This is a genomic window from Phenylobacterium sp. (genome assembly GCF_013822795.1).
Lineage (GTDB): Bacteria > Pseudomonadota > Alphaproteobacteria > Caulobacterales > Caulobacteraceae > Phenylobacterium.
On record NZ_PNLB01000014.1, the window covers coordinates 118,952 to 140,040 of the forward strand.

At 69.4% G+C, this 21,089-nt stretch carries 19 protein-coding genes; 8 read left to right on the forward strand and 11 right to left on the reverse strand.

Features of this window, described 5'->3' with window-relative positions; translation table 11 throughout:
* Positions 1 to 163 precede the first annotated feature (163 nt).
* Positions 164 to 1,645: a globin-coupled sensor protein gene (locus C0481_RS13885; RefSeq protein ID WP_293404734.1), complete on the forward strand. Its 1,482-nt coding sequence runs from the start codon at positions 164 to 166 to the stop codon at positions 1,643 to 1,645.
* On the opposite strand, the gene C0481_RS13890 is transcribed toward C0481_RS13885, so the two are convergent.
* Positions 1,642 to 2,235 carry an HAD-IA family hydrolase gene (locus C0481_RS13890; RefSeq protein ID WP_293404736.1) on the reverse strand — a complete coding sequence of 198 codons (594 nt, stop codon included), beginning with the start codon at positions 2,233 to 2,235 and terminating at the stop codon, positions 1,642 to 1,644. The genes C0481_RS13885 and C0481_RS13890 overlap by 4 nt on opposite strands.
* Complete coding sequence (mutS, locus tag C0481_RS13895; protein ID WP_293404738.1) at positions 2,232 to 4,916, reverse strand: DNA mismatch repair protein MutS; 2,685 nt, start codon at positions 4,914 to 4,916, stop codon at positions 2,232 to 2,234. Before mutS ends, C0481_RS13890 begins: the two co-directional genes overlap by 4 nt.
* Before the next feature lie 121 nt (positions 4,917 to 5,037).
* Between mutS and C0481_RS13900 the strand changes: the two genes are divergently transcribed.
* Positions 5,038 to 5,556, forward strand: a complete 519-nt coding sequence (locus C0481_RS13900) for a GNAT family N-acetyltransferase (protein WP_293404786.1) — start codon at positions 5,038 to 5,040, stop codon at positions 5,554 to 5,556.
* On the opposite strand, the gene C0481_RS13905 is transcribed toward C0481_RS13900, so the two are convergent.
* The 4 genes from C0481_RS13905 to C0481_RS13920 all read right to left on the reverse strand — a co-directional run bounded on the left by C0481_RS13905 (position 5,553) and on the right by C0481_RS13920 (position 10,070).
* Positions 5,553 to 6,149, reverse strand: a complete 597-nt coding sequence (locus C0481_RS13905; protein WP_293404740.1) for a TetR/AcrR family transcriptional regulator — start codon at positions 6,147 to 6,149, stop codon at positions 5,553 to 5,555. The two genes, C0481_RS13900 and C0481_RS13905, sit on opposite strands and share 4 nt — an antisense overlap.
* Before the next feature lie 39 nt (positions 6,150 to 6,188).
* On the reverse strand, positions 6,189 to 7,340 hold the full coding sequence (gene dnaJ / locus C0481_RS13910) for a molecular chaperone DnaJ (protein ID WP_293404742.1): 1,152 nt from the start codon (positions 7,338 to 7,340) through the stop codon (positions 6,189 to 6,191).
* Between the two features lie 165 nt (positions 7,341 to 7,505).
* Complete coding sequence (dnaK, locus tag C0481_RS13915) at positions 7,506 to 9,410, reverse strand: molecular chaperone DnaK (RefSeq protein WP_293404744.1); 1,905 nt, start codon at positions 9,408 to 9,410, stop codon at positions 7,506 to 7,508.
* A 177-nt stretch (positions 9,411 to 9,587) separates the two neighbouring features.
* Positions 9,588 to 10,070 (reverse strand): hypothetical protein, encoded by a 483-nt coding sequence (locus tag C0481_RS13920; protein ID WP_293404746.1) that lies wholly within the window; start codon positions 10,068 to 10,070, stop codon positions 9,588 to 9,590.
* 49 nt (positions 10,071 to 10,119) lie between these two features.
* On the opposite strand from C0481_RS13920, the gene C0481_RS13925 reads away from it, so the two are divergent.
* Positions 10,120 to 10,731 carry an alpha-ketoglutarate-dependent dioxygenase AlkB gene (locus C0481_RS13925; RefSeq protein WP_293404748.1) on the forward strand — a complete coding sequence of 204 codons (612 nt, stop codon included), beginning with the start codon at positions 10,120 to 10,122 and terminating at the stop codon, positions 10,729 to 10,731.
* On the opposite strand, the gene C0481_RS13930 is transcribed toward C0481_RS13925, so the two are convergent.
* Positions 10,728 to 11,108, reverse strand: a complete 381-nt coding sequence (locus tag C0481_RS13930) for a hypothetical protein (protein WP_293404750.1) — start codon at positions 11,106 to 11,108, stop codon at positions 10,728 to 10,730. The genes C0481_RS13925 and C0481_RS13930 overlap by 4 nt on opposite strands.
* 144 nt (positions 11,109 to 11,252) lie before the next feature.
* Here C0481_RS13930 and C0481_RS13935 point away from each other — a divergent pair, with 144 nt between their 5' ends.
* Positions 11,253 to 13,652 carry a DNA translocase FtsK 4TM domain-containing protein gene (locus C0481_RS13935; RefSeq protein ID WP_293404752.1) on the forward strand — a complete coding sequence of 800 codons (2,400 nt, stop codon included), beginning with the start codon at positions 11,253 to 11,255 and terminating at the stop codon, positions 13,650 to 13,652.
* A 155-nt stretch (positions 13,653 to 13,807) separates the two neighbouring features.
* Here the strand turns inward: C0481_RS13935 and C0481_RS13940 are convergent, their stop codons facing one another.
* Together C0481_RS13940 and C0481_RS13945 are read right to left on the reverse strand one after the other, a co-directional pair.
* Positions 13,808 to 14,950, reverse strand: a complete 1,143-nt coding sequence (locus tag C0481_RS13940; RefSeq protein WP_293404754.1) for a serine hydrolase domain-containing protein — start codon at positions 14,948 to 14,950, stop codon at positions 13,808 to 13,810.
* 166 nt (positions 14,951 to 15,116) lie between these two features.
* Positions 15,117 to 16,952: a phosphoenolpyruvate carboxykinase (GTP) gene (locus C0481_RS13945; protein WP_293404756.1), complete on the reverse strand. Its 1,836-nt coding sequence runs from the start codon at positions 16,950 to 16,952 to the stop codon at positions 15,117 to 15,119.
* A gap of 232 nt (positions 16,953 to 17,184) precedes the next feature.
* Here C0481_RS13945 and C0481_RS13950 point away from each other — a divergent pair, with 232 nt between their 5' ends.
* The 3 genes from C0481_RS13950 to C0481_RS13960 all read left to right on the forward strand — a co-directional run bounded on the left by C0481_RS13950 (position 17,185) and on the right by C0481_RS13960 (position 19,304).
* On the forward strand, positions 17,185 to 17,559 hold the full coding sequence (locus tag C0481_RS13950; RefSeq protein ID WP_293404758.1) for a hypothetical protein: 375 nt from the start codon (positions 17,185 to 17,187) through the stop codon (positions 17,557 to 17,559).
* Positions 17,560 to 17,639: 80 nt separating this feature from the next.
* Positions 17,640 to 18,284 carry an outer-membrane lipoprotein carrier protein LolA gene (locus C0481_RS13955; RefSeq protein ID WP_293404760.1) on the forward strand — a complete coding sequence of 215 codons (645 nt, stop codon included), beginning with the start codon at positions 17,640 to 17,642 and terminating at the stop codon, positions 18,282 to 18,284.
* Positions 18,285 to 18,497: 213 nt separating this feature from the next.
* A complete protein-coding gene (locus C0481_RS13960) occupies positions 18,498 to 19,304 on the forward strand; it encodes an exodeoxyribonuclease III (protein WP_293404763.1) in 807 nt (268 codons plus the stop codon).
* Here C0481_RS13960 and C0481_RS13965 read toward each other — a convergent pair.
* Together C0481_RS13965 and C0481_RS13970 are read right to left on the reverse strand one after the other, a co-directional pair.
* On the reverse strand, positions 19,301 to 19,765 hold the full coding sequence (locus C0481_RS13965; protein ID WP_293404765.1) for a hypothetical protein: 465 nt from the start codon (positions 19,763 to 19,765) through the stop codon (positions 19,301 to 19,303). The two genes, C0481_RS13960 and C0481_RS13965, sit on opposite strands and share 4 nt — an antisense overlap.
* A gap of 19 nt (positions 19,766 to 19,784) precedes the next feature.
* On the reverse strand, positions 19,785 to 20,471 hold the full coding sequence (locus C0481_RS13970; RefSeq protein ID WP_293404788.1) for a response regulator transcription factor: 687 nt from the start codon (positions 20,469 to 20,471) through the stop codon (positions 19,785 to 19,787).
* Between the two features lie 58 nt (positions 20,472 to 20,529).
* Between C0481_RS13970 and C0481_RS13975 the strand changes: the two genes are divergently transcribed.
* Entirely contained in the window at positions 20,530 to 21,036 is a 507-nt protein-coding gene (locus C0481_RS13975; RefSeq protein ID WP_293404767.1) for a L,D-transpeptidase family protein, read from the forward strand.
* The last annotated feature ends 53 nt before the right edge of the window (positions 21,037 to 21,089 follow it).

The window sequence follows — 21,089 nt, forward strand, 5'->3', positions numbered from 1 at the left end:
CCGGCGGCGCCCGAAAATCGCCCCGACCGCAGATTGAATCGCGCCCCAAGCTTCGGTTTGTAGTCTTTGTCCGCCAAGTCTTCGGCAGATTGGAGAACTGCTTACCCATCCTTAACCACGGCCACCCAAGGACTGCGGGCAGCGGGTTATGGTGGAGTGAATTATGACGGGTAGCAGCCTGGACGGGCGCCTGGAGTTCATGCAGGTGACGCCGCAGACCCGCAAGACGCTGCGGGCGGCCCAACCGCTGATCTCCGAGAAGCTGCCCGGCGCGCTCGACCACTTCTACGCCCAGGTTCGCGCGACGCCCGAGACCAAGGTGCACTTCCGCGACGACGGCCACATCACCAAGGCCCAGAACGCCCAGCTGCGCCATTGGCAGGGCATCGCCTCGGGCGAGTTCACCACCGACTACGCCAAGTCGGTCCAGACCATCGGCGCGGTGCACGCCAGGATCGGCCTGGAGCCGCGCTGGTACATCGGCGGCTACGCCCTGGTGCTGGAACAGCTGGTGCGCGCCGTGGTGGCCGAAAAGGGCGCCAAGGGCTTCGGCGCCAAGGCCAAGAACGCCGAACTGGCCGACACCCTGTCGGCGCTGATCAAGGGCGCCATGCTCGACATGAGCCTGGTGCTGGACGTCTATTTCGAGGCCGCCGAGGCCGACCGCGCCAAGGCCGAGGCCGAGAAGGCCCGCTCCGCCGCCGAGCAGGCGACCGTGGTCCGCAGCCTGGCCGCGGCGCTGTCGGGGCTGGCCCGCGGCGACCTGACCAGCCGCATCGAGACCCCGCTGAGCGGCGACTACGCCCAGCTGCGCGACGACTTCAACGGCGCGGTCGGCGAGCTGCACGGCGCGATCGCCGCCGTGGTCGACTCGGTGTCGGCGGTGACCGCCACGGTTGGCCAGATGAAGAGCTCGGGCGATGACCTGGCCCGGCGCACCGAGAACCAGGCCGCCAGCCTGGAGGAGACCGCCGCCGCGGTCGAAGAGATCACCGTCACCGTCCAGCGCGCCGCCGAGACCGCGCGCCAGACCTCCGGCGCCGTCGCCGACGCCCGCAAGGAAGCCGAGACCAGCGCCCCGGTCGTCGAGGCCGCGATCTCGGCCATGGGCCAGATCGAGGACTCTTCCAAGCAGATCAGCCAGATCATCGGCGTGATCGACGAGATCGCCTTCCAGACCAACCTGCTGGCCCTCAACGCCGGCGTCGAGGCGGCCCGCGCTGGCGAGGCCGGCAAGGGCTTTGCGGTCGTCGCCTCGGAAGTGCGGGCCCTGGCCCAGCGCTCGGCCGACGCGGCCAAGGAGATCAAGTCTCTGATCAGCGCGTCCAGCGAACAGGTCAGCCAGGGCGTCAACCTGGTCGGCGAGACCGGCGAGGCCCTGGGCCGCATCGTCGGCCGGGTGAGCGAGGTTCACGGCCTGGTCGCCGACATCTCAAGCTCGGCCCAGGAGCAGGCGGTCGGGCTCGGCCAGGTCAACAGCGCCGTCAACGAGATGGACCGGGTGACCCAGCAGAACGCCGGCATGGTGCTGGAGACCGCCAACGCCGCCGCCGACCTGGCGCGCGAAGCCCAGACCCTGTCGCAGCTGGTCGGGCGCTTCCGCCTGGCCACCGGCGCCTCGGCGGCCGCGCGCCGCGCCGCCTAGGCCCGCGCCATCAGATCGGCGAGCCGCTCGTGGCCGGTCCAGAGCGCCGCCTTCCAACCGCGCGCCTGGGCCGCCTGCACGTTGGCGATCCTGTCGTCGATGAAGAAGAGGTCGCCCGGAGCGTAGCCGGTGCGCGCCTCGATCGCCGCATAGAACCCATCGGCCGGTTTGGCGTGGCCGAGATCGGCGGCGTAGTGGATGGCGTCGAAGCGGTCCTTCAGCCCCATCTCGTTCCAGAGATAGGCGGCCCGTTCGTGCTCCTGCACGGTCGCCAGATGCAGCGCGTAGCCCTCGGCGCGGACGGCGGCCAACTGCTCCAGCAGATCGTGGTCGAGGTAGCCGTCTTCCCGAAACCAGTAGGCGCAGAGCTCGTCGCAGCTGAGGTGCGGCGCGATCTCGGCCAGCACCGGGGCCAACCGCTCGCGCAGGGCGGCGCGGCCATGCACCACGTCGTCGAAGTGCGGGGCGAAGAACGCCTCCTGCAGGCGCGCCTTCGAGAGGCCGAGGTCCCGCTCCAGATGGACGGCCCAGCCGCCAGGGTCGGGATGGACGACGATCACCCCGTCCACATCGACCATCAGCGCCTTCACTGCATCAGTTCCTTCAGGCGATAGAGCGCCGCCATCGCCTCACGCGGGCTCATGCCGTCAAGGTCGAGGGTCTTGAGCTGCGCCTCCACCTCGCTGGGACCGAAGGCCGGGGCCTCCGGCTCGGCCGCATGGGCGGCGAACAGCGGCAGGTCCTCCAGGTGCGCCGGCGCGCCAGCCTCGCGTTCCAGCCGGTCGAGGACTTCACGGGCGCGGATCACCACCGCCGGCGGCACGCCAGCCAGCTTGGCCACCTGGACGCCATAGGAGCGGTCGGCCGGGCCGGGTCCGGCCTCATGCAGGAAGATCAGGTCGCCGTTCCACTCCTTGGCCTTCAGCGACAGGTTGGAGACGTGGGCCAGGCGGTCCTCGAGCACGGCGAGCTCGTGGTAGTGGGTGGCGAACAGCCCGCGGCAGCGGTTGGTCTCGTGCAGCGCCTCGGCGCAGGCCCAGGCGATGGCCAGGCCGTCATAGGTGGCGGTGCCGCGGCCGATCTCGTCGAGGATCACCAGCGAGCGCGGCGTCGCCTGGGTGAGGATGGCGGCGGTCTCGACCATCTCGGCCATGAAGGTCGAGCGGCCGCGGGCCAGGTCGTCGCCGGCCCCGACGCGGCTGAACAGCCGGTCGACGACGCCGATGCGCAGGGCCTTGGCCGGCACATAGCAGCCGGCCTGGGCGAGCACCGCCAGCAGGGCGTTCTGGCGCAGGAAGGTCGATTTACCGGCCATGTTCGGGCCGGTGACGATCGAGAGCCGCGCCGCCGCCGCGCCGGCCCCGTCGAGCACGCAATCGTTGGGGGTGTAGGGGTCTCCGGCCCGCTTGACGGCGGACTCGACCACCGGATGGCGCGCGGCCTGGGCCTCGAACACCGTCGAGCGATCGACCACAGGTCGGGCGGCGCCGACATCGTCGGCCCATTCGGCCAAGCCCGCGGCGACGTCGAGCCGCGCCGCACCTTCGGCCGCCGCCTGGATCGCCTTGGCGATGCGGATCGCCGCCTCGCGCCAGGCCTCGAAGGTGGCGACCTCCATGGCCAGGGCGCGCTCGGCCGCCTGGGCGATGCGAGCGTCCAGCTCGGCGAGCTCGACGGTGGTGAAGCGGACCTGGTTGGCCAGGGTCTGGCGATGGATGAAGGTGGTGTTGAGCGGCGCGCTCATCAGCGGCTCGGCCGCCTTGGCGGTGGCCTCGACGAAATAGCCGAGCACGGCGTTGTGGCGGATCTTCAGCGCCACGCCGCTCTCGGCGGCCAGCCGCGCCTCGAGCTGCAGGATGACCTTGCGGCTGTCGTCGCGCAGGGCGCGGGCCTGGTCGAGCTCGGCCCGGACCCCAGCGGCCACGAAACCGCCGTCGCGGGCCTGCGCCGGCAGATCGTCACCAAGACCGTCGGCCAGCATGCGGCGGAACTCGGCGAGGTCGAGATCGGCGGTCGGGTGCAGCGCGGCCAGGGCGCCGGCGATCTCGGCCGGGGCCGGATCCAGCGGCTCGGGCGCGGCGAACATGCCGAAGATCGCCTCGCCTCCCGCCAGGCCAGCCTTCAAAGAGCCGAGGTCACGCGGCCCGCCGCGGCCGAGCGCCAGCCGCGACAGCGCGCGGGCCATGTCGCCCATGCCGCGCAGCTGCTCGCGCAGCTTGGCGCGCAGCGGGCGGCGCTCGCAGAACCACTCGATGGCGTCGAGGCGCGCGTCGATAGCGGCCGGATCGAGCAGCGGCCGGGCCAGCCGCGAGGCCAGCAGCCGCGCGCCGGGCGCGGTGATGGTGCGGTCGATGGCCCCCAGCAGCGAGCCGTCGCGCGAGCCCGACGTCGACTTCTCGATCTCCAGGCTGGAACGGGTGGCCGGATCGATGGCCATGACGTCGGCCTCGCCCGCCCGCCGCGGCGCGGTCAGCGCCGGCAGCTTGCCGGCCTGCGTGGTCTCCAGATGGGCGGCGATCAGGCCGAGCGCCGAGATCTCGGCGCCGGTCAGCTCGCCAAAGCCGTCAAGGGTCTCGACCCCGTAAAGCCGCTTGAGCCGCGCCTCGGCGGCCGAAGGTTCGGAGAGCGCCGAGGGCATCGGCTGGATCAGTCCGCCGGCCGACTTGAAGGTCGCCGTCAGGGTCTCGTCGGCGAACAGCCGGTCCGGGACCAGGGTCTCGGACGGGCCGAGCGCCGCCAGCGCCGAGGCCAGGCTGTCACGCGACAGCGCCATGCACTCCACCTCACCGGTGGAGAGCTCGACGCTGGCGACAGCGGCCGCCCCGGCCCGCACCGCGACGGCGGCCAAGCGATTGGCCCCGCGGGCGTCGAGCAGGCCGTCCTCAGTCAGGGTGCCAGGAGTGACCACGCGCACGACGTCGCGGCGGACAATGGACTTGGAGCCGCGCTTCTTGGCCTCGGCCGGGTCCTCGGTCTGTTCGCAAAGGGCGACCTTGAAACCGGCGCGGACCAGCTTGGCGAGATAGGCCTCGGCCGCGTGCACCGGCACGCCGCACATCGGGATCGGCGCCCCGCCGTGGTTGCCGCGTGCAGTCAGGGTGATGCTCAGCGCCGCGGCGGCCTTCTCGGCGTCCTCGAAGAACAGCTCGTAGAAGTCGCCCATGCGAAAGAACACCAGCGCATCGGGCTGGCGGGACTTGGCCTCGAAAAACTGGGCCATGACCGGCGTGGCGCCGGACGGATCGGGGATGGCGGAGGTCGGGGCGTTCATGGATCCGCGGAAGCTAATGAGGTCCGCGCGATCCGTCACCCCTGACAGGCGCGTGAACGCCCTTGAACCGCCGCCTGCGACTTCCAAGCTGTGGCTAAGTGAGGAGCCGCACTTGCCGCACGTGATCTTTCCCGCCGGACCGGACGACGCCGAGGACTTGGCGCGCGTGCACATCACCGCCTGGCGCGAGACGTACCAGGGGCTGCTGCCGGACACCTACCTGACCCGCATGTCGATCCCGGTCTACGCCCGGCGCTTCCGGGCCGGGCTGCTGCGGCCGGGCGAGCGCGAGGCGACGCTGGCTGCAGCCGACCGCTCTCGGCTGGTCGGCTACGCCTCGGGCGGGCCCTCCCGCGCGCAGCGACCCGGCGAGGCCGAGATCATGACGCTCTACGTATTGAAAGCGGCCCAGGGCCACGGCCTCGGCCGCCAGCTGGTGACCGGCCTGGCCCGCGTGTTCGCCGCCAACGGGGCGACCAGCCTGATGCTGTCGGTGCTGCGCGACAACATTCCAGCGCGGCAGTTCTATGAGCACCTCGGCGGCCTGGCCGACGCGCCGCGGCGCGAACCCGGTCCCGGCGGCGTCACCCACGAGGTCAGCTATCGCTGGCCTGACATCCGCAGCCTGACCGACGGTTAGCCCGCCATCGTCGTGAGAACGGCGCGGGCCATGGCCGCGACAACCCGCTGCGCATCTGTGACCGACAGGCCTTGGTCTTCGCGCAGGCGGCGCCAGACATCGAAGCTGAGCGCCAGGTCGAGCGCTTCCAGTAAGTCGCCGTCGACCGGCGCGACGCCGTCCAGATGGCGCAACAGCAGTTCGCGCTGCCGCGCGACGAAGGCCTGGTGGCCAGCGGTCAGGCTGGGCGAACGCGAGCGGTTGGCGTCGGCGAAGGCCTTGGGCCGGGCGAGCTTTTCGAACACCACAGCGCGGCGCGCGACCAGCTGGTCGAGGCGCTCGGCCAGGGTCCCTCGGATCGGCTCGTCGTAGATTGGGGCCAGGCGCTCGTCCATGACGTGCTGCAAGCCGCGATGCAGGCCCTCGACGTCGTTGAACAGCCGAAAGACGGTGCGCACCCCGACCCCGGCGCGGATCGCCACGGCCTCGGCCGAGGGCTGAACCTCGCCGGCCTGGATCAGGTCGACCATCGCCTCGAGGATGCGCGCTCGGCTGGCGACGGCCCGCTCGCGGCGGCCGTCACGCTTCTCGATGGCTTCGACTGTGACGCTCATCTGCCGTTGATAGCCCGAGCGGGACGCCAGCGCGACAGGTCAGCCGCCGGTGACGTCGTCCCAGAACTGTTTGGCCTTGCCGATGAAGTTGGCGGACTTCGGATGCTGCTGTTCGCCGCAGATTTCGACGAACTCGCGCATCAGCTCCTTCTGGCGAGCGGTGAGCTTGGTCGGAGTCTCGACGAACAGCTCGACCACCAGGTCGCCGCGATCGCGCGAGCGCAGCGACGGCATGCCCTTGCCCTTCAGCCGCACGGTGCGGCCGGTCTGGGAGCCTTCCGGCACCTTGACCTCGATGCGGCAGGCCCCGTCGCAGTTGTCGCCGCCCATCAAGCACGGCGCCTCGATCTCGCCGCCCAGCGCGGCCACCGCCATCGGCACCGGCACGGTGCAGAGCAGGTCCAGTCCGTCGCGGTCGAACAGTTCGTGCGGACGCACCGACAAGAAGATGTAGAGGTCGCCGCGCGGACCGCCGCGCGCGCCGGCGTCGCCCTCGCCCGCCAGGCGGATGCGCGCGCCGTCGTCGACGCCGGCCGGGATGCGGACCTGCAGGGTGCGCTGTTTGCGCACCTGGCCATGGCCATGACAGTCCTCGCACGGGTCCAGCACGAGGCGGCCGGAGCCGCCGCAGCGTGGGCAAGCGCGCTCGATCGAGAAGAAGCCCTGGCTGGCGCGCACGCGTCCGGCGCCGCCGCAGCCGCCGCAGACAGTCGGGCTGGTGCCGGGCTTGGCGCCCGAGCCGTCGCAGGTCTCGCAGTTGATCGAGGCCGGCACGGTGATCTCGACCTCGGAACCGGCATAGGCCTGCTCCAGGGTGATCTCCAGGTCATAGCGCAGGTCCTGGCCGCGGGCCGGGCCTGAGCGCTGACGGCCGCGGCCGCCGAACATGTCGCCGAAGACGTCGCCGAACACCTCGTTGAAGATGTCGTTCACATCGTGGAACTGGCCGCCGCCGCCACCGCCCGCAGCGCCGTTGACGCCGGCATGGCCGAAGCGGTCATAGGCCGCGCGCTTCTGCGGATCAGAGAGGACCGAGTAGGCCTCGTTGATCTCCTTGAACCGGCCGGTCGCTTCCTCGCACCCGCCATTGCGGTCGGGGTGGTGCTCCATGGCGAGCTTTCGGAACGAAGACTTCAGCGCAGCTTCGTCCGCGCTCCGTTCCACGCCGAGGATCTCGTAATAATCCCGCATGCTATGTCAGAGGTTCAAAATTGATCTGAGAATTGAGGTGGGATGATCCCCGCCCGACTGCAAGGCTTATTCCAAACCGGAGCAGACGGAGATTTCCACTGGGGGCGCCCGAACCGATGGCGGTCGTCTCGCAGAATTTGCAGATGACCGCCATCGGGCGGAACGTCACGCCGACTTCTTGTCGTCGTCGGCGACTTCTTCGAACTCGGCGTCGACCACGTCGTCGGCCGCCGCGCCGCCCTGAGGCTGCTCTTCCGAACCGCCTTGCTGGGCCGCGTACATCGCCTCGCCCAGCTTCATCGAAGCCTGGATGAGGGTCTGGGTCTTGGCCGCGATCGCCTCGGCGTCGTCGCCTTCCAGCTCCGACTTCACGTCAGCCAGCGCGGTCTCGATGGCTTCCTTGTCGGCGCCCTGGATCTTGTCGCCATGCTCGGCCAGCGCCTTCTCGGTGGAGTGCACCACCGCCTCGGCCTGGTTCTTGGCCTCGACCGCCGCCTTGCGCTTTTCGTCGTCGGCTTTGTTGGCCTCGGCTTCCTGGACCATCTTGTCGATGTCCGCGTCCGAGAGACCGCCATTGGCCTGGATGCGGATCGACTGTTCCTTGCTGGTCGCCTTGTCGCGGGCCGACACGTTGACGATGCCGTTGGCGTCGATGTCGAAGGTGACCTCGACCTGCGGCACGCCGCGCGGCGCCGGCGGAATGCCGACCAGGTCGAACTGACCCAGCATCTTGTTGTCGTGCGCCATCGGACGTTCGCCCTGGAACACGCGGATGGTCACGGCCGACTGGTTGTCGTCAGCGGTCGAGAAGGTCTGCGAGCGCTTGGTCGGGATCGTGGTGTTGCGTTCGATCAGCGGGGTGAACACGCCGCCCAGGGTTTCGATGCCTAGGGTCAGCGGGGTCACGTCCAGCAGCAGCACGTCCTTGACGTCGCCCTGCAGAACGCCGGCCTGCACCGCCGCGCCGAGCGCGACGACTTCGTCCGGGTTCACGCCCTTGTGGGGCTCACGGCCGAAGAACTCCTTCACGGTCTCGACGACCTTGGGCATGCGGGTCATGCCGCCGACCAGGATCACTTCGTCGATGTCGGACTTCTTCAGACCGGCGTCCTTCAGAGCCTGCTCGCAGGGGCCGACGGTGCGGGCGACCAGGTCTTCGACCAGAGCTTCCAGCTTGGCGCGCGAGAGCTTGATGTTCAGGTGCAGCGGGCCCGAGGCGTTCATCGAGATGAAGGGCAGGTTGACCTCGTACTGAGGGACCGAGGACAGCTCCTTCTTCGCCTTCTCGCCTTCTTCCTTCAGGCGCTGCAGGGCCAGCTTGTCGTTCCGCAGATCGACGCCGGTTTCCTTTTTGAACTCGTCGGCGAGGTACTCGACGATACGCATGTCGAAGTCTTCACCGCCGAGGAAGGTGTCGCCGTTGGTGGCCTTCACCTCGAACACGCCGTCGCCGATCTCCAGGATCGAGACGTCGAAGGTGCCGCCGCCGAGGTCGTAAACGGCGATCTTCTTGCCGTCGTTCTTCTCAAGGCCGTAAGCGAGCGCCGCCGCGGTCGGCTCGTTGATGATGCGCAGGACTTCCAGGCCGGCGATCTTGCCGGCGTCCTTGGTCGCCTGACGCTGGGCGTCGTTGAAGTAGGCCGGGACGGTGATGACCGCCTTCTCGACCTTCTCGCCGAGGTGCTGCTCGGCAGCTTCCTTCATCTTCTGCAGGATGAAGGCCGAGACCTGCTGGGGCGAATAGTCCTTGCCGTGGGCCTTCACCCAGGCGTCGCCGTTCGGACCCTTGACGATGTCGTAGGGCACCATGCCCTTGTCCTTCTCCACCAGCGGATCGTTGTACTGGCGACCGATCAGACGCTTGATGGCGAACAGGGTGTTGGACGGGTTGGTGACGGCCTGGCGCTTGGCCGGCTGGCCGACGAGACGTTCGCCGTCGTCGAGGATGGCGACGACCGACGGAGTGGTCCGCACGCCTTCGGCGTTCTCAATCACTTTCGGCGCTTTGCCGTCCATGATGGCCACGCACGAATTGGTCGTGCCCAGGTCGATGCCGATGATCTTGCTCATATCGAGTCTTGCTCGCTCCTGAATGGCGGACGCCGGTTTTAGGGCCTTCGAATGAAGCGCCCCTTTTCTTCTCGGTGTCCCCGGTTCGAATAAGGGCTCGGCCGGTTAACCCATGGGGCAACCAGCGTCGAGTCGCGATATGGGATCACACGCACCCGCCGCAAGTGCGTAATGCCCCTATATCGAGCGGGGTCTTCGCCCCAGCGGCTCGGGCCAAGCCTCTAAGATCCCTGCATAAGCTTCGCTGTTGTAAGGGCTCGCGCCGCCGCTGGCGGCCAGGTAGGCGTGCTGGACGACCATCGCCTGCTGCTCGATGTTGAGCTGAGAAAATGACCGGCCGTCCGCCAAATCATATGCGTAGGCCGCCCGGCCGTCCCCGGCGCGGAGCTTGGCGAAGGGCAGGAAGACCCCTTGCTGGGCCTGCCAGACGTGCAGCAGTTCGTGCACCAGGACCGAGCGCAACCAGAGCGGGGCGGTCGAGAAGTCCGTCAGCGCGGAGGCCGCCGGCCACACCACCAGCCCGGCCGACGGGACGAAAGGTCGCGGCCAGACCGGAACGCTGAGAATCCGCACCCGCGCAGGGTCCAGGCCCTCGCCAAACACCTGCGCGCACAGGCGGCGCTCGCCGGAGGTCAGCCGGCGCGCCCGCAAGGGCGGCATGCGAGGAGCGCTGGCGGCGCGGGACGTCATTGCGCCTATATGAGCACCGATGAGCCTTTCGACGACCAGTGGATTTCGCCTGTTGCCGGGGCGGCTGTCGCCGGCCGCCCAGGCCGAGCTGCTGGCCGAGATCACCGCGGGCCTCGCCGACGCGCCGCTGGTCCACCAGTCGACGCCGGGCGGCAAAGCGATGAGCGTGGCGTCGAGCAGCTTCGGCGCGCTGGGCTGGACCACCGACGCCAGGGGCTATCGCTACGAACCCCGCCACCCGACCACCGGCAGGTTCTGGCCGCCGATGCCCAGCATCCTGACGGAGCTCTGGCGCGAGCTTGCCGACCCCGAGGTTCCGCCCGACGCCTGCCTGATCAACTTTTATAACGCCGACGCGAAAATGGGCCTGCACCAGGACAAGGACGAGGCCGACTTTCGCTTTCCAGTGCTGTCAGTCTCGCTCGGCGACACGGCGGTGTTCCGCATCGGCGGCGTGAAGCGCAGCGATCCGACAACCTCGGTGCGGCTCGCTTCGGGCGATGTCTGCCTGCTGGCCGGCGAGGCGCGGCTGTTCCACCACGGGGTCGACCGCATCCTTCCCGGCTCGTCGCGGCTGGTGCCGGGCGGGGGCCGCTTCAACCTGACCCTGCGGCGGGCGGCGCGGGCCTAGTAGGGCGGTTGCTCGGGCGGCGGGGTGAGGCCGTCGATCAGGTCGCCGACGCGGTCTTCCTCGGGCGGCGGGGTCGTCGGAGCCTTGGGCGCCGGCGCGGCCTTGAGTTCAGGCGCCTTCTCCACGGGAAGCGGCGCCTGCTCAGTCTCCTCGGCGGGCTTTTCCTCTTCCTTCTTCGGCTCGGGAGCCAGTTCAGACGGGGTCAGCACCAAGTCGTCGAGCGGTTGGGCGTCGCTGGCCTGGATCGGCGCGCCGCCGCCAGACGCCTCGCCAGGCAGCCGCGCCCGCTCCGGAGCGCCGCGCACGCCGAGGATGAACCCGCCCACGGCGCAAAGGCCAAGGATGACGGCGACGAACCGCAGGACGCTTCGAGGCATGCTCCACATGCGGCGAACCTAGATGGGCTTGGCGCAAACGGAAACGGGATTTTGCGGGGACAGCCACGCTTACGGCCGGGCTTGGTAAACGCCTCTTAACCCTCGCGCAGGCAAACAGGGGATCTCTGAAATCAGGAGTTCGGGATGGCGCGGGCGGCGCGAAAGACGGGTGTCGAGCTGGGGATGCACATTGCCGGCCTGGCCTGGTCGCATCCGGCCACAGCGCGGCTGCGCGGCGGGATCATCGCGGCGGCCGGCATCGCCCTGATCATCGCCCTGGCGACCTACAACGCCGCCGACCCCAGCCTGAACGCCGCCTCGGCGCTCTCGCCCACCAACGCCCTGGGCGCGCCCGGGGCGACCGCCGCTGACGTCGGCATCCAATCGCTGGGCCTGGCCGCAGGCGTCGGCGCCCTGCTGATGGTCGTGTTCGGGCTTGGCCGCGCCACCACCCCGCAACCGGACCAGACCCGCCGCAAGGTGCGCCTGCGCGCGGCGATCGGCCTGCTGGGAGTGATGGCCCTGGCCGGCCTGCTGAGCGCGCCGCCGGCGCCGGCGGCCTGGCCGCTGGCCAAGGGCCTGGGCGGGTTCTGGGGCGATGGCCTGCTGCACGCGATCGCCGGCCTGTTCGCCTACGCCCACATTCCCGGCGCGGTGCTGATCGCCTCGCTGCTGCTGCTGGCCGGAGCGGCGACCGCGCTCGGTTTCGCCGTCGGCGTGCGCCGCTCGGAGCTGACCGCCAGCATCGAATGGGTCCGCAGCGCCCTGCAACAGGCCCAGCAACCCCCCGCCCAACCGGCCAAGCCCGCCCGCGCCTCGGTCGCGCGGCGCGCCAAGGCGGCCGAACCTGCGGGGGCCCCCGCCCCGCGCCAGGCGCAGCCCGCGCCGGCCGCCGAGCCCGCGGACTATGCCGACGACGCCGAAGAGTTCGACGACGGCGACACCATCGCCAGCCCGGTCGCGATCAAACAGCCGAAAGCTGCGCCCAAGGAGTCCGGCCGCGAACTGCGCGAGGCCCAGGGCGCGTTCGATTTCGTCAAGACCGGCGGCTTCGCCCTGCCGGAGCTGGCCATGCTGGCCAAGCCCAAGCCGCGGGCCTCGATGTTCGACGAGGGTGCCCTGCGCCAGAACGCCCAGCTGCTGGAAAGCGTGCTGGCCGAATTCGGCGTGCGCGGGACGATCGATCAGATCCGCCCCGGCCCCGTCGTCACCCTCTATGAGCTGGTGCCCGCCGCCGGCGTGAAGTCGGCCCGCGTCGTCGCCCTGGCCGACGACATCGCCCGGTCGATGTCGGTGGCCGCCTGCCGCGTCAGCGTGGTGCCCGGCCGCAACGCCATCGGCATCGAGCTGCCCAATGCCCGGCGCGAGACCGTCTATCTGCGCGATCTGCTGGCCAGCTCCGAGTACGAGCGGTCGACCCAGGCCCTGCCGATGGCGCTGGGCGAAAACATCGGCGGCGAGCCCTACATCGCCGACCTGTCGAAGATGCCCCACCTGCTGATCGCCGGCACCACCGGCTCGGGCAAGTCGGTCGGCGTCAATGCGATGATCCTGTCGATCCTGTATCGGCTGCCGCCGGACCAGTGCCGGTTCATCATGATCGACCCGAAGATGCTGGAACTGAGCGTCTACGACGGCATCCCGCACCTGCTGACCCCGGTCGTCACCGATCCGAAGAAGGCCATCGTCGCGCTGAAGTGGACCGTCCGAGAGATGGAGGACCGCTACCGGCTGATGTCGAAGATCGGGGTGCGCAACGTCGCCTCGTACAACGAGCGCGCCAAGGAGGCCGCCGCCAAGGGCGAACACTTCGAGCGCACCGTGCAGACCGGCTTCGACGACAGCGGCCGGCCGATCTACGAAAGCGAGCGGATCGATCCCAAGCCGATGCCCTATCTGGTGGTGGTCATCGACGAGGTCGCCGACCTGATGCTGGTCGCCGGCAAAGACGTGGAAGGCGCGGTGCAGCGTCTGGCCCAGATGGCCCGCGCCGCCGGCATCCACCTGGTCATGGCCACCCAGCGCCCGTCGGTCGACGTCATCACCGGCACCATCAAGGCCAACTTCCCGACCCGGATCTCCTTCCAGGTCACCTCGAAGATCGACAGCCGCACCATCCTGGGCGAACAGGGCGGCGAGCAGCTGCTGGGTCAGGGCGACATGCTCTACATGGCCGGCGGCGGCCGCATCACCCGCCTGCACGGCCCGTTCGTCTCCGACGAGGAGGTTGAGGCGGTGGCTAAGTTCCTGCGCGCGCAGGGCGAGCCGCAGTACCTCGAGGACATCACCGCCGGCGGCGACGAGGAGGGCGAAGACGGCGGCGCTTTCGGCGACGAAGGCGGCGGCTCGGGCGACGATCTCTACGACCGCGCCGTGGCTGTGGTCACCCGCGATCGCAAGGCCTCGACCAGCTACGTCCAGCGCCGGCTGCAGATCGGCTACAACCGCGCCGCCTCGCTCATCGAGCGGATGGAGAACGAGGGCGTGGTCAGCCCCGCCAACCACGCCGGCAAGCGCGAAGTGCTGGTCGGCGCGGCGCCGTAGCGCGGGACCAAGCCCTCGCCCCGCTTGCGGGGAGAGGGTGGGGTGAGGGGCCGCGAGGCATGGCCTTGCGTTGGGCCCCTCCGCTTCCGCAGCGCACGGCCCCGAGGCGCCCCCTCACCTAACCTCTCCCCCGAGGGGGAGAGGGACCAAATGAGCTACCCAAGCGCCGCCGCCACGGCCGCGCCGAGCTCGCCGGGGAACACCCCGCTCATGCCCTCGATGGCCGTGTTGGTCAGGGCGACCACCGTGGTCTCGCGGTCGGGCACGATCTGCCAGGAGTGGCCGTAGACCCCGCCCCAAAGCACCGTGCCCTGGCGCAGCGGCGAGCCGGCGGCGGCCGGATCCTTCAACACCGCACCGGCATAGCCGAAGCCCCAGCCGGGACCATGGGTGGTGACCACCAGGTCGCCGATCTGGTTGCTGAGCATCGAGGCGGCCGAGGCGGACGAGAGGATCGGACCGCCGCCAGCGCGCACCGACTCCAGCAGCTTGAGCACGTCGCCGGCCGTGCCGACCATGCCGGCGCCGCCCGAGGGGAACGAGGCCGGCCGCGTGGCCCGCGCCGGCGAGTAGCGAATGCCCGAGAGCTCGAAGAACGGCGAGACGTCCGGCTCCTGCATCGGGCGCGGCGGCTGGCCGTCGATGTAGGGGGTGGCGAGCTGGTCGGCGCTGGCGACGTAGAACCCGCTGGCGGCCATGCCCAGCGGACGCAGGATCAGCTCGTCGATCAGCTGCGGCAGCGGCTTGCCGGCCGCCTGTTCCATCGCCGCGCCCAGCACGTCGAGGCTGACCGAATAGTTCCAGGCCGCGCCCGGCGGAAAGAACAGCTCGAGCTGGCCGAGCCGGGCCAAGTTGTCGCTCATCGACCGGTCGGGAAGGTCGAGGCCGTCCGAGACGCCGGCCGCCAGGTACGGGCCGCCGTCCGGCTGCAGGAAGCCGTAGCTTAGTCCGCTGGTGTGGGTCAGCAGCTGGCCGATGGCGATCTCGGCAGGCGCGCCGCCGGGGCCGTTCGGCCGGAAGTCCGAGAGCCAGCGGCTGACCGGCGCGTCGAGGGCCAGCTCGCCGCGCTCGGCCATGGCCAAAGCGGCGGCCGCGACGATCGGCTTGGTCACTGAGGCCAGGCGGAAGACGGTGTCCTGCGCCATCGGCTGGCCGCGTTCGCGGTCGGCGTCGCCGGCGGCGCGGGCGTAGACGAGCTCGCCGCCGCGGGCGACGAGCACCACCGTGCCGACGATACGCTGGTCGGCGAGCGCGCGGTCGATCACGTCATCGAGGCTGGCGTCGAGGTTGAGGGTCATTGGCGCGCGCTCCATCCAGTTCCCAGATCAGATGGACGGCGCAGCTTGCAACGCAAGCCTGTCGTCGCGTCAGGCCTAGCGCGGCGACCAAAGAAAAAGCCGGAGCGATTGAACCGCTCCGGCCTCTTCAAAGTCAGCCTCCCCCCAAGGGGAGATGTGTTTGCGCTTACTCGGCGGCCTGGGCCTGGGCGCCAAGACGGCGGCCGAGGGCGGCGTGTTGGTCCCAGAGCTTCGCCGGCAGGCGGTCTCCGAACTTCTTGTAGAACTCGGGGATGAGGGCGGCTTCTTCGGCCCAGACCTCGGCGTCGACCGACAGCAGGGTTTCCAGCGCCGCCGGATCGATCGAGATGCCGGAGAGGTCGAGGGAATCCTTAGTCGGCACGCGGCCGATCGGGGTGTCCACAGCCTGCGCCTCGCCTTCGAGACGGCCGAAGATCCACTTCAGGACGCGGGCGTTCTCGCCATAGCCCGGCCACAGGAACTTGCCGTCGGCGCCCTTACGGAACCAGTTGACGAAGTAGATGCCCGGCAGCTTGGCGGCGTCGGCGTTCGCGCCGACCTCCAGCCAGTGGCCGAAGTAGTCGCCCATGTTGTAGCCGCAGAAGGGCAGCATCGCGAACGGGTCGCGGCGCAGCTCGCCGACCTTGTTCTCCGCAGCGGCGGTGCCCTCGGAAGCGACGTTGGAGGCCAGGAACACGCCGTGCTCCCAGTCGAAGGCCTCGGTCACCAGCGGCACGGCGCTGGCGCGGCGGCCACCGAACAGGATGGCCGAGATCGGCACGCCGGCCGGGTCGTCCCACTCGTCGGCGATCACCGGGCACTGGTCGGCCGGCACGGCGAAGCGCGCGTTCGGGTGGGCGGCCGGTTCGCCGAGCTCCGGCGACCAGGCGCGGCCCTTCCAGTCGGTCAGGCCTTCCGGCGGCTCATCGGTCAGGCCTTCCCACCAGACGTCGCCGTCGGCGGTCAGGGCCACGTTGGTGAAGACGGTGTTGCCGTGCAGAGCGTCGACCGCGTTCTTGTTGGTCGCGTTGCCGGTGCCCGGCGCCACGCCGAAGAAGCCGGCCTCGGGGTTGATCGCATAGAGACGGCCGTCGTCGCCGAAGCGCATCCAGCAGATGTCGTCGCCGACGGTCTCGGCTTTCCAGCCGGGGATGGTCGGCTGCAGCATCGCCATGTTGGTCTTGCCGCAGGCGCTGGGGAAGGCGGCGGCGACGTAGCGGACCGCGCCCTGCGGCGAGGTCAGCTTGAGGATCAGCATGTGCTCGGCCAGCCAGCCCTCGTCGCGGGCCATCACCGAGGCGATCCGCAGGGCGTAGCACTTCTTGCCGAGCAGGGCGTTGCCGCCGTAGCCTGACCCGTACGACCAGATCTCGCGGCTCTCGGGGAAGTGGACGATGTACTTTTCTTCGTTGCAGGGCCACGCCACGTCGGCCTGACCAGCTTCGAGCGGCGCGCCGACGGTGTGCAGGGCCGGCACGAAGAAACCATCGTCGCCGAGCATGTCGAGGGCGCCCTGACCCATGCGGGTCATCACCCGCATCGAGATGGCGACATAGGCGCTGTCGGTGATCTCGACGCCCAGGGCGGAGATCTTCGAACCCAGCGGCCCCATGCAGAAGGGCACGACGTACATGGTGCGGCCGCGCATGGCGCCTTTGAACAGGCCCTGCAGCTTGGCCCGCATTTCCTGCGGGTCGAGCCAGTTGTTGGTCGGACCGGCGTCGGCCGGGTCCTGCGAGCAAATGAAGGTGCGGCTCTCGACCCGGGCGACGTCGCGCGGATCGGAGGCGGCGTAGAAGCTGTTCGGGCGCTTCTGCGGATTGAGCGGCTGGAGGGTGCCCGACTTCACCAGTTCGGCGGTCAGGGCCGTCCACTCGGCGTCGGAGCCGTCGCACCAGTGGACCCGGTCGGGTTGGGTGAGTTCAGCGACTTCACGTACCCAGGCCAGGAGTCCGGCATGTTTGGTCGGGGCCTCGTCGAGACCCGGAATGGCCAAGCCCATCAGGCTGCGCCCCTTATGTTACCCACGCGTCATGCCGGCCGCGGAGGCCCTCTGGCGGGGTCTCTCAGGCGTCCGACGGCCCGGTGATATGTACGATTTTTGACGCGCACAAGCTTGCTGCACTGCGGAATCGCCCCTGAGGGGGTGAAAACCCGCTCGTCCGGGGTAAGTTTTTGCTCACGATCACGTGGGACGGCGCCCGTCCAGGTCGAGCAGCTAGGGGGAGGCGGCGATGAGCTCCAGACAGATTCAGTGGGCCCTGGCCGCGGTCTTCTTCGTCCTGGGCGGCTGGTGCCTGGTCTCGCCGTCCAGCGTCATGGCCCTGACCATCACCCCGCAATACCGCTCGAACGACTTCATCGCCTTGTTCGCCATCGGCTGCTTCGGGGCGCAGGCGATCCTGGCTGGCCTGTTCGCGGCGTTCTCGCGGTTCACCAAGACGACGTTCCTGGCCTACGGCGTGGCGCTGCTGCCGTTCTTCGTCTTCAACTACTGGTTCTATGTGGTGACGCCGGTGCTGAGCGTCGTCGGCCTGCTCGACGCTGTCGGCAATGTGATCATGCTGGGGCTCTGCGTCGCAGGCTGCCGCCGGGCGCCGCGCAACTAAGCGCCAGCTTCGCCGTTCTTGCGCCCTATTGAAGCCCTCGGCGCGGTATAGAGGTCGCCGAAACTGGAGTTCGCTCTCGCATGACCCGACTGACCCGCCGCGCCCTGGCGCTGGGCCTGGCCGCCCTGCCCCTTCCCGCCTTCGCTCAACGCGCGCCGGTCGCGCCGCTGTCGGCTGCGGACAAGGCGCTGGTCGACCGCGCCGCGGCGTATCTGGAGGGCCTGACCGAGGCCAAGGGCCGGTTCGTGCAGACCGACGCCCGCGGGGCGATGACCCAGGGCTCGCTCTATCTGAAGCGTCCGGGCAAGGCGCGCTTCGAATACGACAAGCCCTCCGGCCTGCTGGTGGTGTCCGACGGCGGCAACGTCTCGATCGCGGACTCGCGGCTGAAGACTTTCGACGCCTATCCGCTGATGGCCACGCCGCTGTCGATCTTCCTGGCCCGCCAGATCCGCCTCGACCGCGGCATCAACGTCACCCGCGTGGCGCGCCTGGCCGACGGCTTCTCGATCACCGCCCGCGACGGCAAGAAGCAGGCCGAAGGGCAGATCGCCCTCACCTTCTCCGACAACCCGATGGCGCTGGTGGGCTGGACGGTCACCGACGCACAGGGGTCATCGACGCGCATCCGCCTGACCAGCCTGACCAAGACCAGCGGCCTGGCGCCCTCGTTGTTCGTGCTGAAGGACCCCCGGCCCAAGAACGTCGGTCGCTCCAAAACGTGACACATTCACAACAGGCAATATGCCGCGTGATTTTCGTTTGACTTTTTCTCTCCGCGAGTGGCATTAATGACACTATTGGGATCGCGCGATCGCGACCCCTTTCCGTGCCGGACCCTATCCCCTCCCGGCGGCGGCATGAGAGACACACTTTACGCCCGGGCTTCTCCAGTGCCCGGGCGTTTCTTTTTGCCCAAAGCCCCTTAAACAGCCGCCATGCGCCTTCGCCTCTCCACCTGGAACGTCAACTCCGTGCGCCTGCGGGCCGAGCAAGTGGCCCGCTTCGTCGACGAGCAGGCGCCAGACGTGCTCTGCATGCAGGAGATCAAGTGCCAGGAGGGCGAGTTCCCGCGCGCCGCCTTCGAGGCCGTCGGCCTGCCGCACATCAAGATCGCCGGCCAGAAGGGCTGGCACGGGGTCGCCATCGCCTCGCGCTTCCCGATCGAGGACGCCGCCCCGCTGAACGCCTGCCGCGAGGGCCACGCCCGCTGCGTCGGCGGCAAGATCGCCGGCGTCGAGATCCAGAACTTCTACATCCCGGCCGGCGGCGACATTCCCGACCGCGAGTTGAACCCGAAGTTCGACCACAAGCTCGACTTCTTCGAGCAGCTGACCGCGGACATGAGCCGCCGCGATCCAAAAGCGCCGTTGGCGATCGTCGGCGACCTGAACGTCGCCCCGGGCGAGTTCGACGTCTGGAGCCACAAGCAGATGTCGAAGATCGTCAGCCACACGCCGATCGAGCTCGAGGCGTTCGCCAAGCTGAAGGCCAGCCTCGACTTCATCGACCTGCCGCGCGAGGCGATCCCCGAGCCGGAGAAGCTGTTTTCGTGGTGGAGCTACCGCGCCGCCGACTTCCGCAAGTCGAACCGCGGGCTGCGACTGGACCACATCCTGGTGACGCCGGGCCTGAAGGACGCGGCCTTCCACACCGGCAAGGCCGCCTCGCGGGTGCATGACGACGTGCGCGAATGGGAACGTCCCAGCGACCACGCACCGGTCAGCGCCGACTTCGCGGTCTAGAACTTCGCCGCGACCTTGGGGATGACGCAGGTCGGCACGCCGTCGTGCGTCGCCACCGTCGCCGGGCGTCCCGTGCCAGGCGCGAAGTAGTAGGCGCCCTTGCCGGTGGTCACCACCAGCTGCGCCGGCCCGCTGAACTGGCAGACGGGGACGAAGTCGTTCCCGCCGCCGCCACCCTTGACGATGCTGCAGTCGGCGTGGCCGTAGCGGCGCTCATAGCGGATATCGTTGGTGATGAAGGCGTGCTTGGCCTTGGCGCCGCGCGCGACGTACTCGTCCTTGGTCAGCACCGCGCAGGGCTCGCCCGCCAGCGCCCCGGCCGGCAGGCTGGCCGTGGACTGCTCGATGATCGTGGCGCGGCGCAGGTGAGAGCCGACCGCCAGAACGATCACGCCCACCACCACTGCGGCGAGCATCATCAGCGGAAAGGCCCGCCCCACCGTCCACTTCTTCTTCGCCATGCGAGCCCCCCGACCCGTTTTACGGCGCCAGGCGGTAGCCGCCGGCCTCGGTCAGCAACAGACGCGCATTGCCGGGATCGGGCTCGATCTTCTGGCGCAGGCGATAGACGTGGGTTTCCAGGGTGTGGGTGGTGACCCCGGCGTTGTAGCCCCAGACCTCGGCCAACAGCTCCTCGCGCGACACCGGCTTTTCACCGGCGCGATAGAGGTACTTGAGAATGTTGGTCTCTTTCTCGGTCAGGCGGATCTTCTTCTGGTTGGCGTCGATCAGCATCTTGGCCGACGGGCGGAACTCGTAGGCGCCCAGGTGGAACACCGCGCCCTCGGACTGCTCGGCGCTGCGCAGCTGGGCGCGAATGCGCGCCAGCAGGACCTGGAACTTGAAGGGCTTGGTCACATAGTCGTTGGCGCCGGCTTCCAGGCCGGAGATCTGATCGTCGTCGGCCGCTGCAGCGGTCAGCATGATGATCGGGGCGACGACGCCCTTCTCGCGCATCTGCCGACAGGCCTCACGGCCGTTCATATCCGGCAGGTCGACATCGAGCAGGATCAGGTCCGGACGGTTCTCGATCGCCGCCTTCACCCCTTCGCCGGCGGTCGCCGCCTCGATGGCCGAGAAATCCTCGGAGAGCTGGAGTTGTTCGGCGATCGCGCCGCGGAGTTCTTCGTTGTCGTCGACGACGAGCAAGGTCTTGCGTTGAGCCATGAGGCCGAACATGCACCGTATCGCCCTAAAGAGCCAACCGCGGGAGTTCCCTTAAGTCATGATCTTCACGGCGATGTCAGATGGAACCTTCCGCCTGGACGGTCGCATCACCCGCTGCGCGCTGGGCAAGGGCGGGGTGATCGCCGCCGCCGACAAGCGCGAGGGCGACGGCAAGTCGCCGCTCGGGACCTGGGGCATCCGCCGGGTGCTGTTCCGTCCCGACAAGGGCGGGCCGCCGCAGACGCGGCTGCCAACCAAGGCGCTGGAGCGCGACGACGGCTGGTGCGACGCGCCGGGCGACCCGGCCTACAACCGAGCCGTCAAGCTGCCCCACCCGGCCAGCGCCGAGCAGATGTGGCGCGACGACGAGGTCTACGACTTGGTCTGCATCCTAGCCCACAACGACGACCCGCCGGTCCCGGGGCTAGGCTCGGCGATCTTCATGCACCTGGCCCGGCCCGGCTACACGCCGACCGAAGGCTGCGTGGCGCTGTCGCGCGAGGACATGCTGGAGCTGCTGTCGCTGGCCAAGCTGGGCGACGCGGTGGCGATCGAGCAGGCCTAGAGCGTGACAGCTTCAAGTGGAAGCCGGTTGAAGCGACCGTCACGCTCTAAACA

Coding starts and splice junctions, on each gene's coding strand:
- C0481_RS13885 (WP_293404734.1), top strand. CDS start 164: ATGACGGGTAGCAGCCTGGACGGGCGCCTGGAGTTCATGCAGGTGACG.
- mutS (WP_293404738.1), bottom strand. CDS start 4,916: ATGAACGCCCCGACCTCCGCCATCCCCGATCCGTCCGGCGCCACGCCG.
- C0481_RS13905 (WP_293404740.1), bottom strand. CDS start 6,149: ATGAGCGTCACAGTCGAAGCCATCGAGAAGCGTGACGGCCGCCGCGAG.
- dnaJ (WP_293404742.1), bottom strand. CDS start 7,340: ATGCGGGATTATTACGAGATCCTCGGCGTGGAACGGAGCGCGGACGAA.
- dnaK (WP_293404744.1), bottom strand. CDS start 9,410: ATGAGCAAGATCATCGGCATCGACCTGGGCACGACCAATTCGTGCGTG.
- C0481_RS13920 (WP_293404746.1), bottom strand. CDS start 10,070: ATGCCGCCCTTGCGGGCGCGCCGGCTGACCTCCGGCGAGCGCCGCCTG.
- C0481_RS13925 (WP_293404748.1), top strand. CDS start 10,120: ATGAGCCTTTCGACGACCAGTGGATTTCGCCTGTTGCCGGGGCGGCTG.
- C0481_RS13930 (WP_293404750.1), bottom strand. CDS start 11,108: ATGCCTCGAAGCGTCCTGCGGTTCGTCGCCGTCATCCTTGGCCTTTGC.
- C0481_RS13935 (WP_293404752.1), top strand. CDS start 11,253: ATGGCGCGGGCGGCGCGAAAGACGGGTGTCGAGCTGGGGATGCACATT.
- C0481_RS13940 (WP_293404754.1), bottom strand. CDS start 14,950: ATGACCCTCAACCTCGACGCCAGCCTCGATGACGTGATCGACCGCGCG.
- C0481_RS13945 (WP_293404756.1), bottom strand. CDS start 16,952: ATGGGCTTGGCCATTCCGGGTCTCGACGAGGCCCCGACCAAACATGCC.
- C0481_RS13950 (WP_293404758.1), top strand. CDS start 17,185: ATGAGCTCCAGACAGATTCAGTGGGCCCTGGCCGCGGTCTTCTTCGTC.
- C0481_RS13955 (WP_293404760.1), top strand. CDS start 17,640: ATGACCCGACTGACCCGCCGCGCCCTGGCGCTGGGCCTGGCCGCCCTG.
- C0481_RS13960 (WP_293404763.1), top strand. CDS start 18,498: ATGCGCCTTCGCCTCTCCACCTGGAACGTCAACTCCGTGCGCCTGCGG.
- C0481_RS13965 (WP_293404765.1), bottom strand. CDS start 19,765: ATGGCGAAGAAGAAGTGGACGGTGGGGCGGGCCTTTCCGCTGATGATG.
- C0481_RS13970 (WP_293404788.1), bottom strand. CDS start 20,471: ATGGCTCAACGCAAGACCTTGCTCGTCGTCGACGACAACGAAGAACTC.
- C0481_RS13975 (WP_293404767.1), top strand. CDS start 20,530: ATGATCTTCACGGCGATGTCAGATGGAACCTTCCGCCTGGACGGTCGC.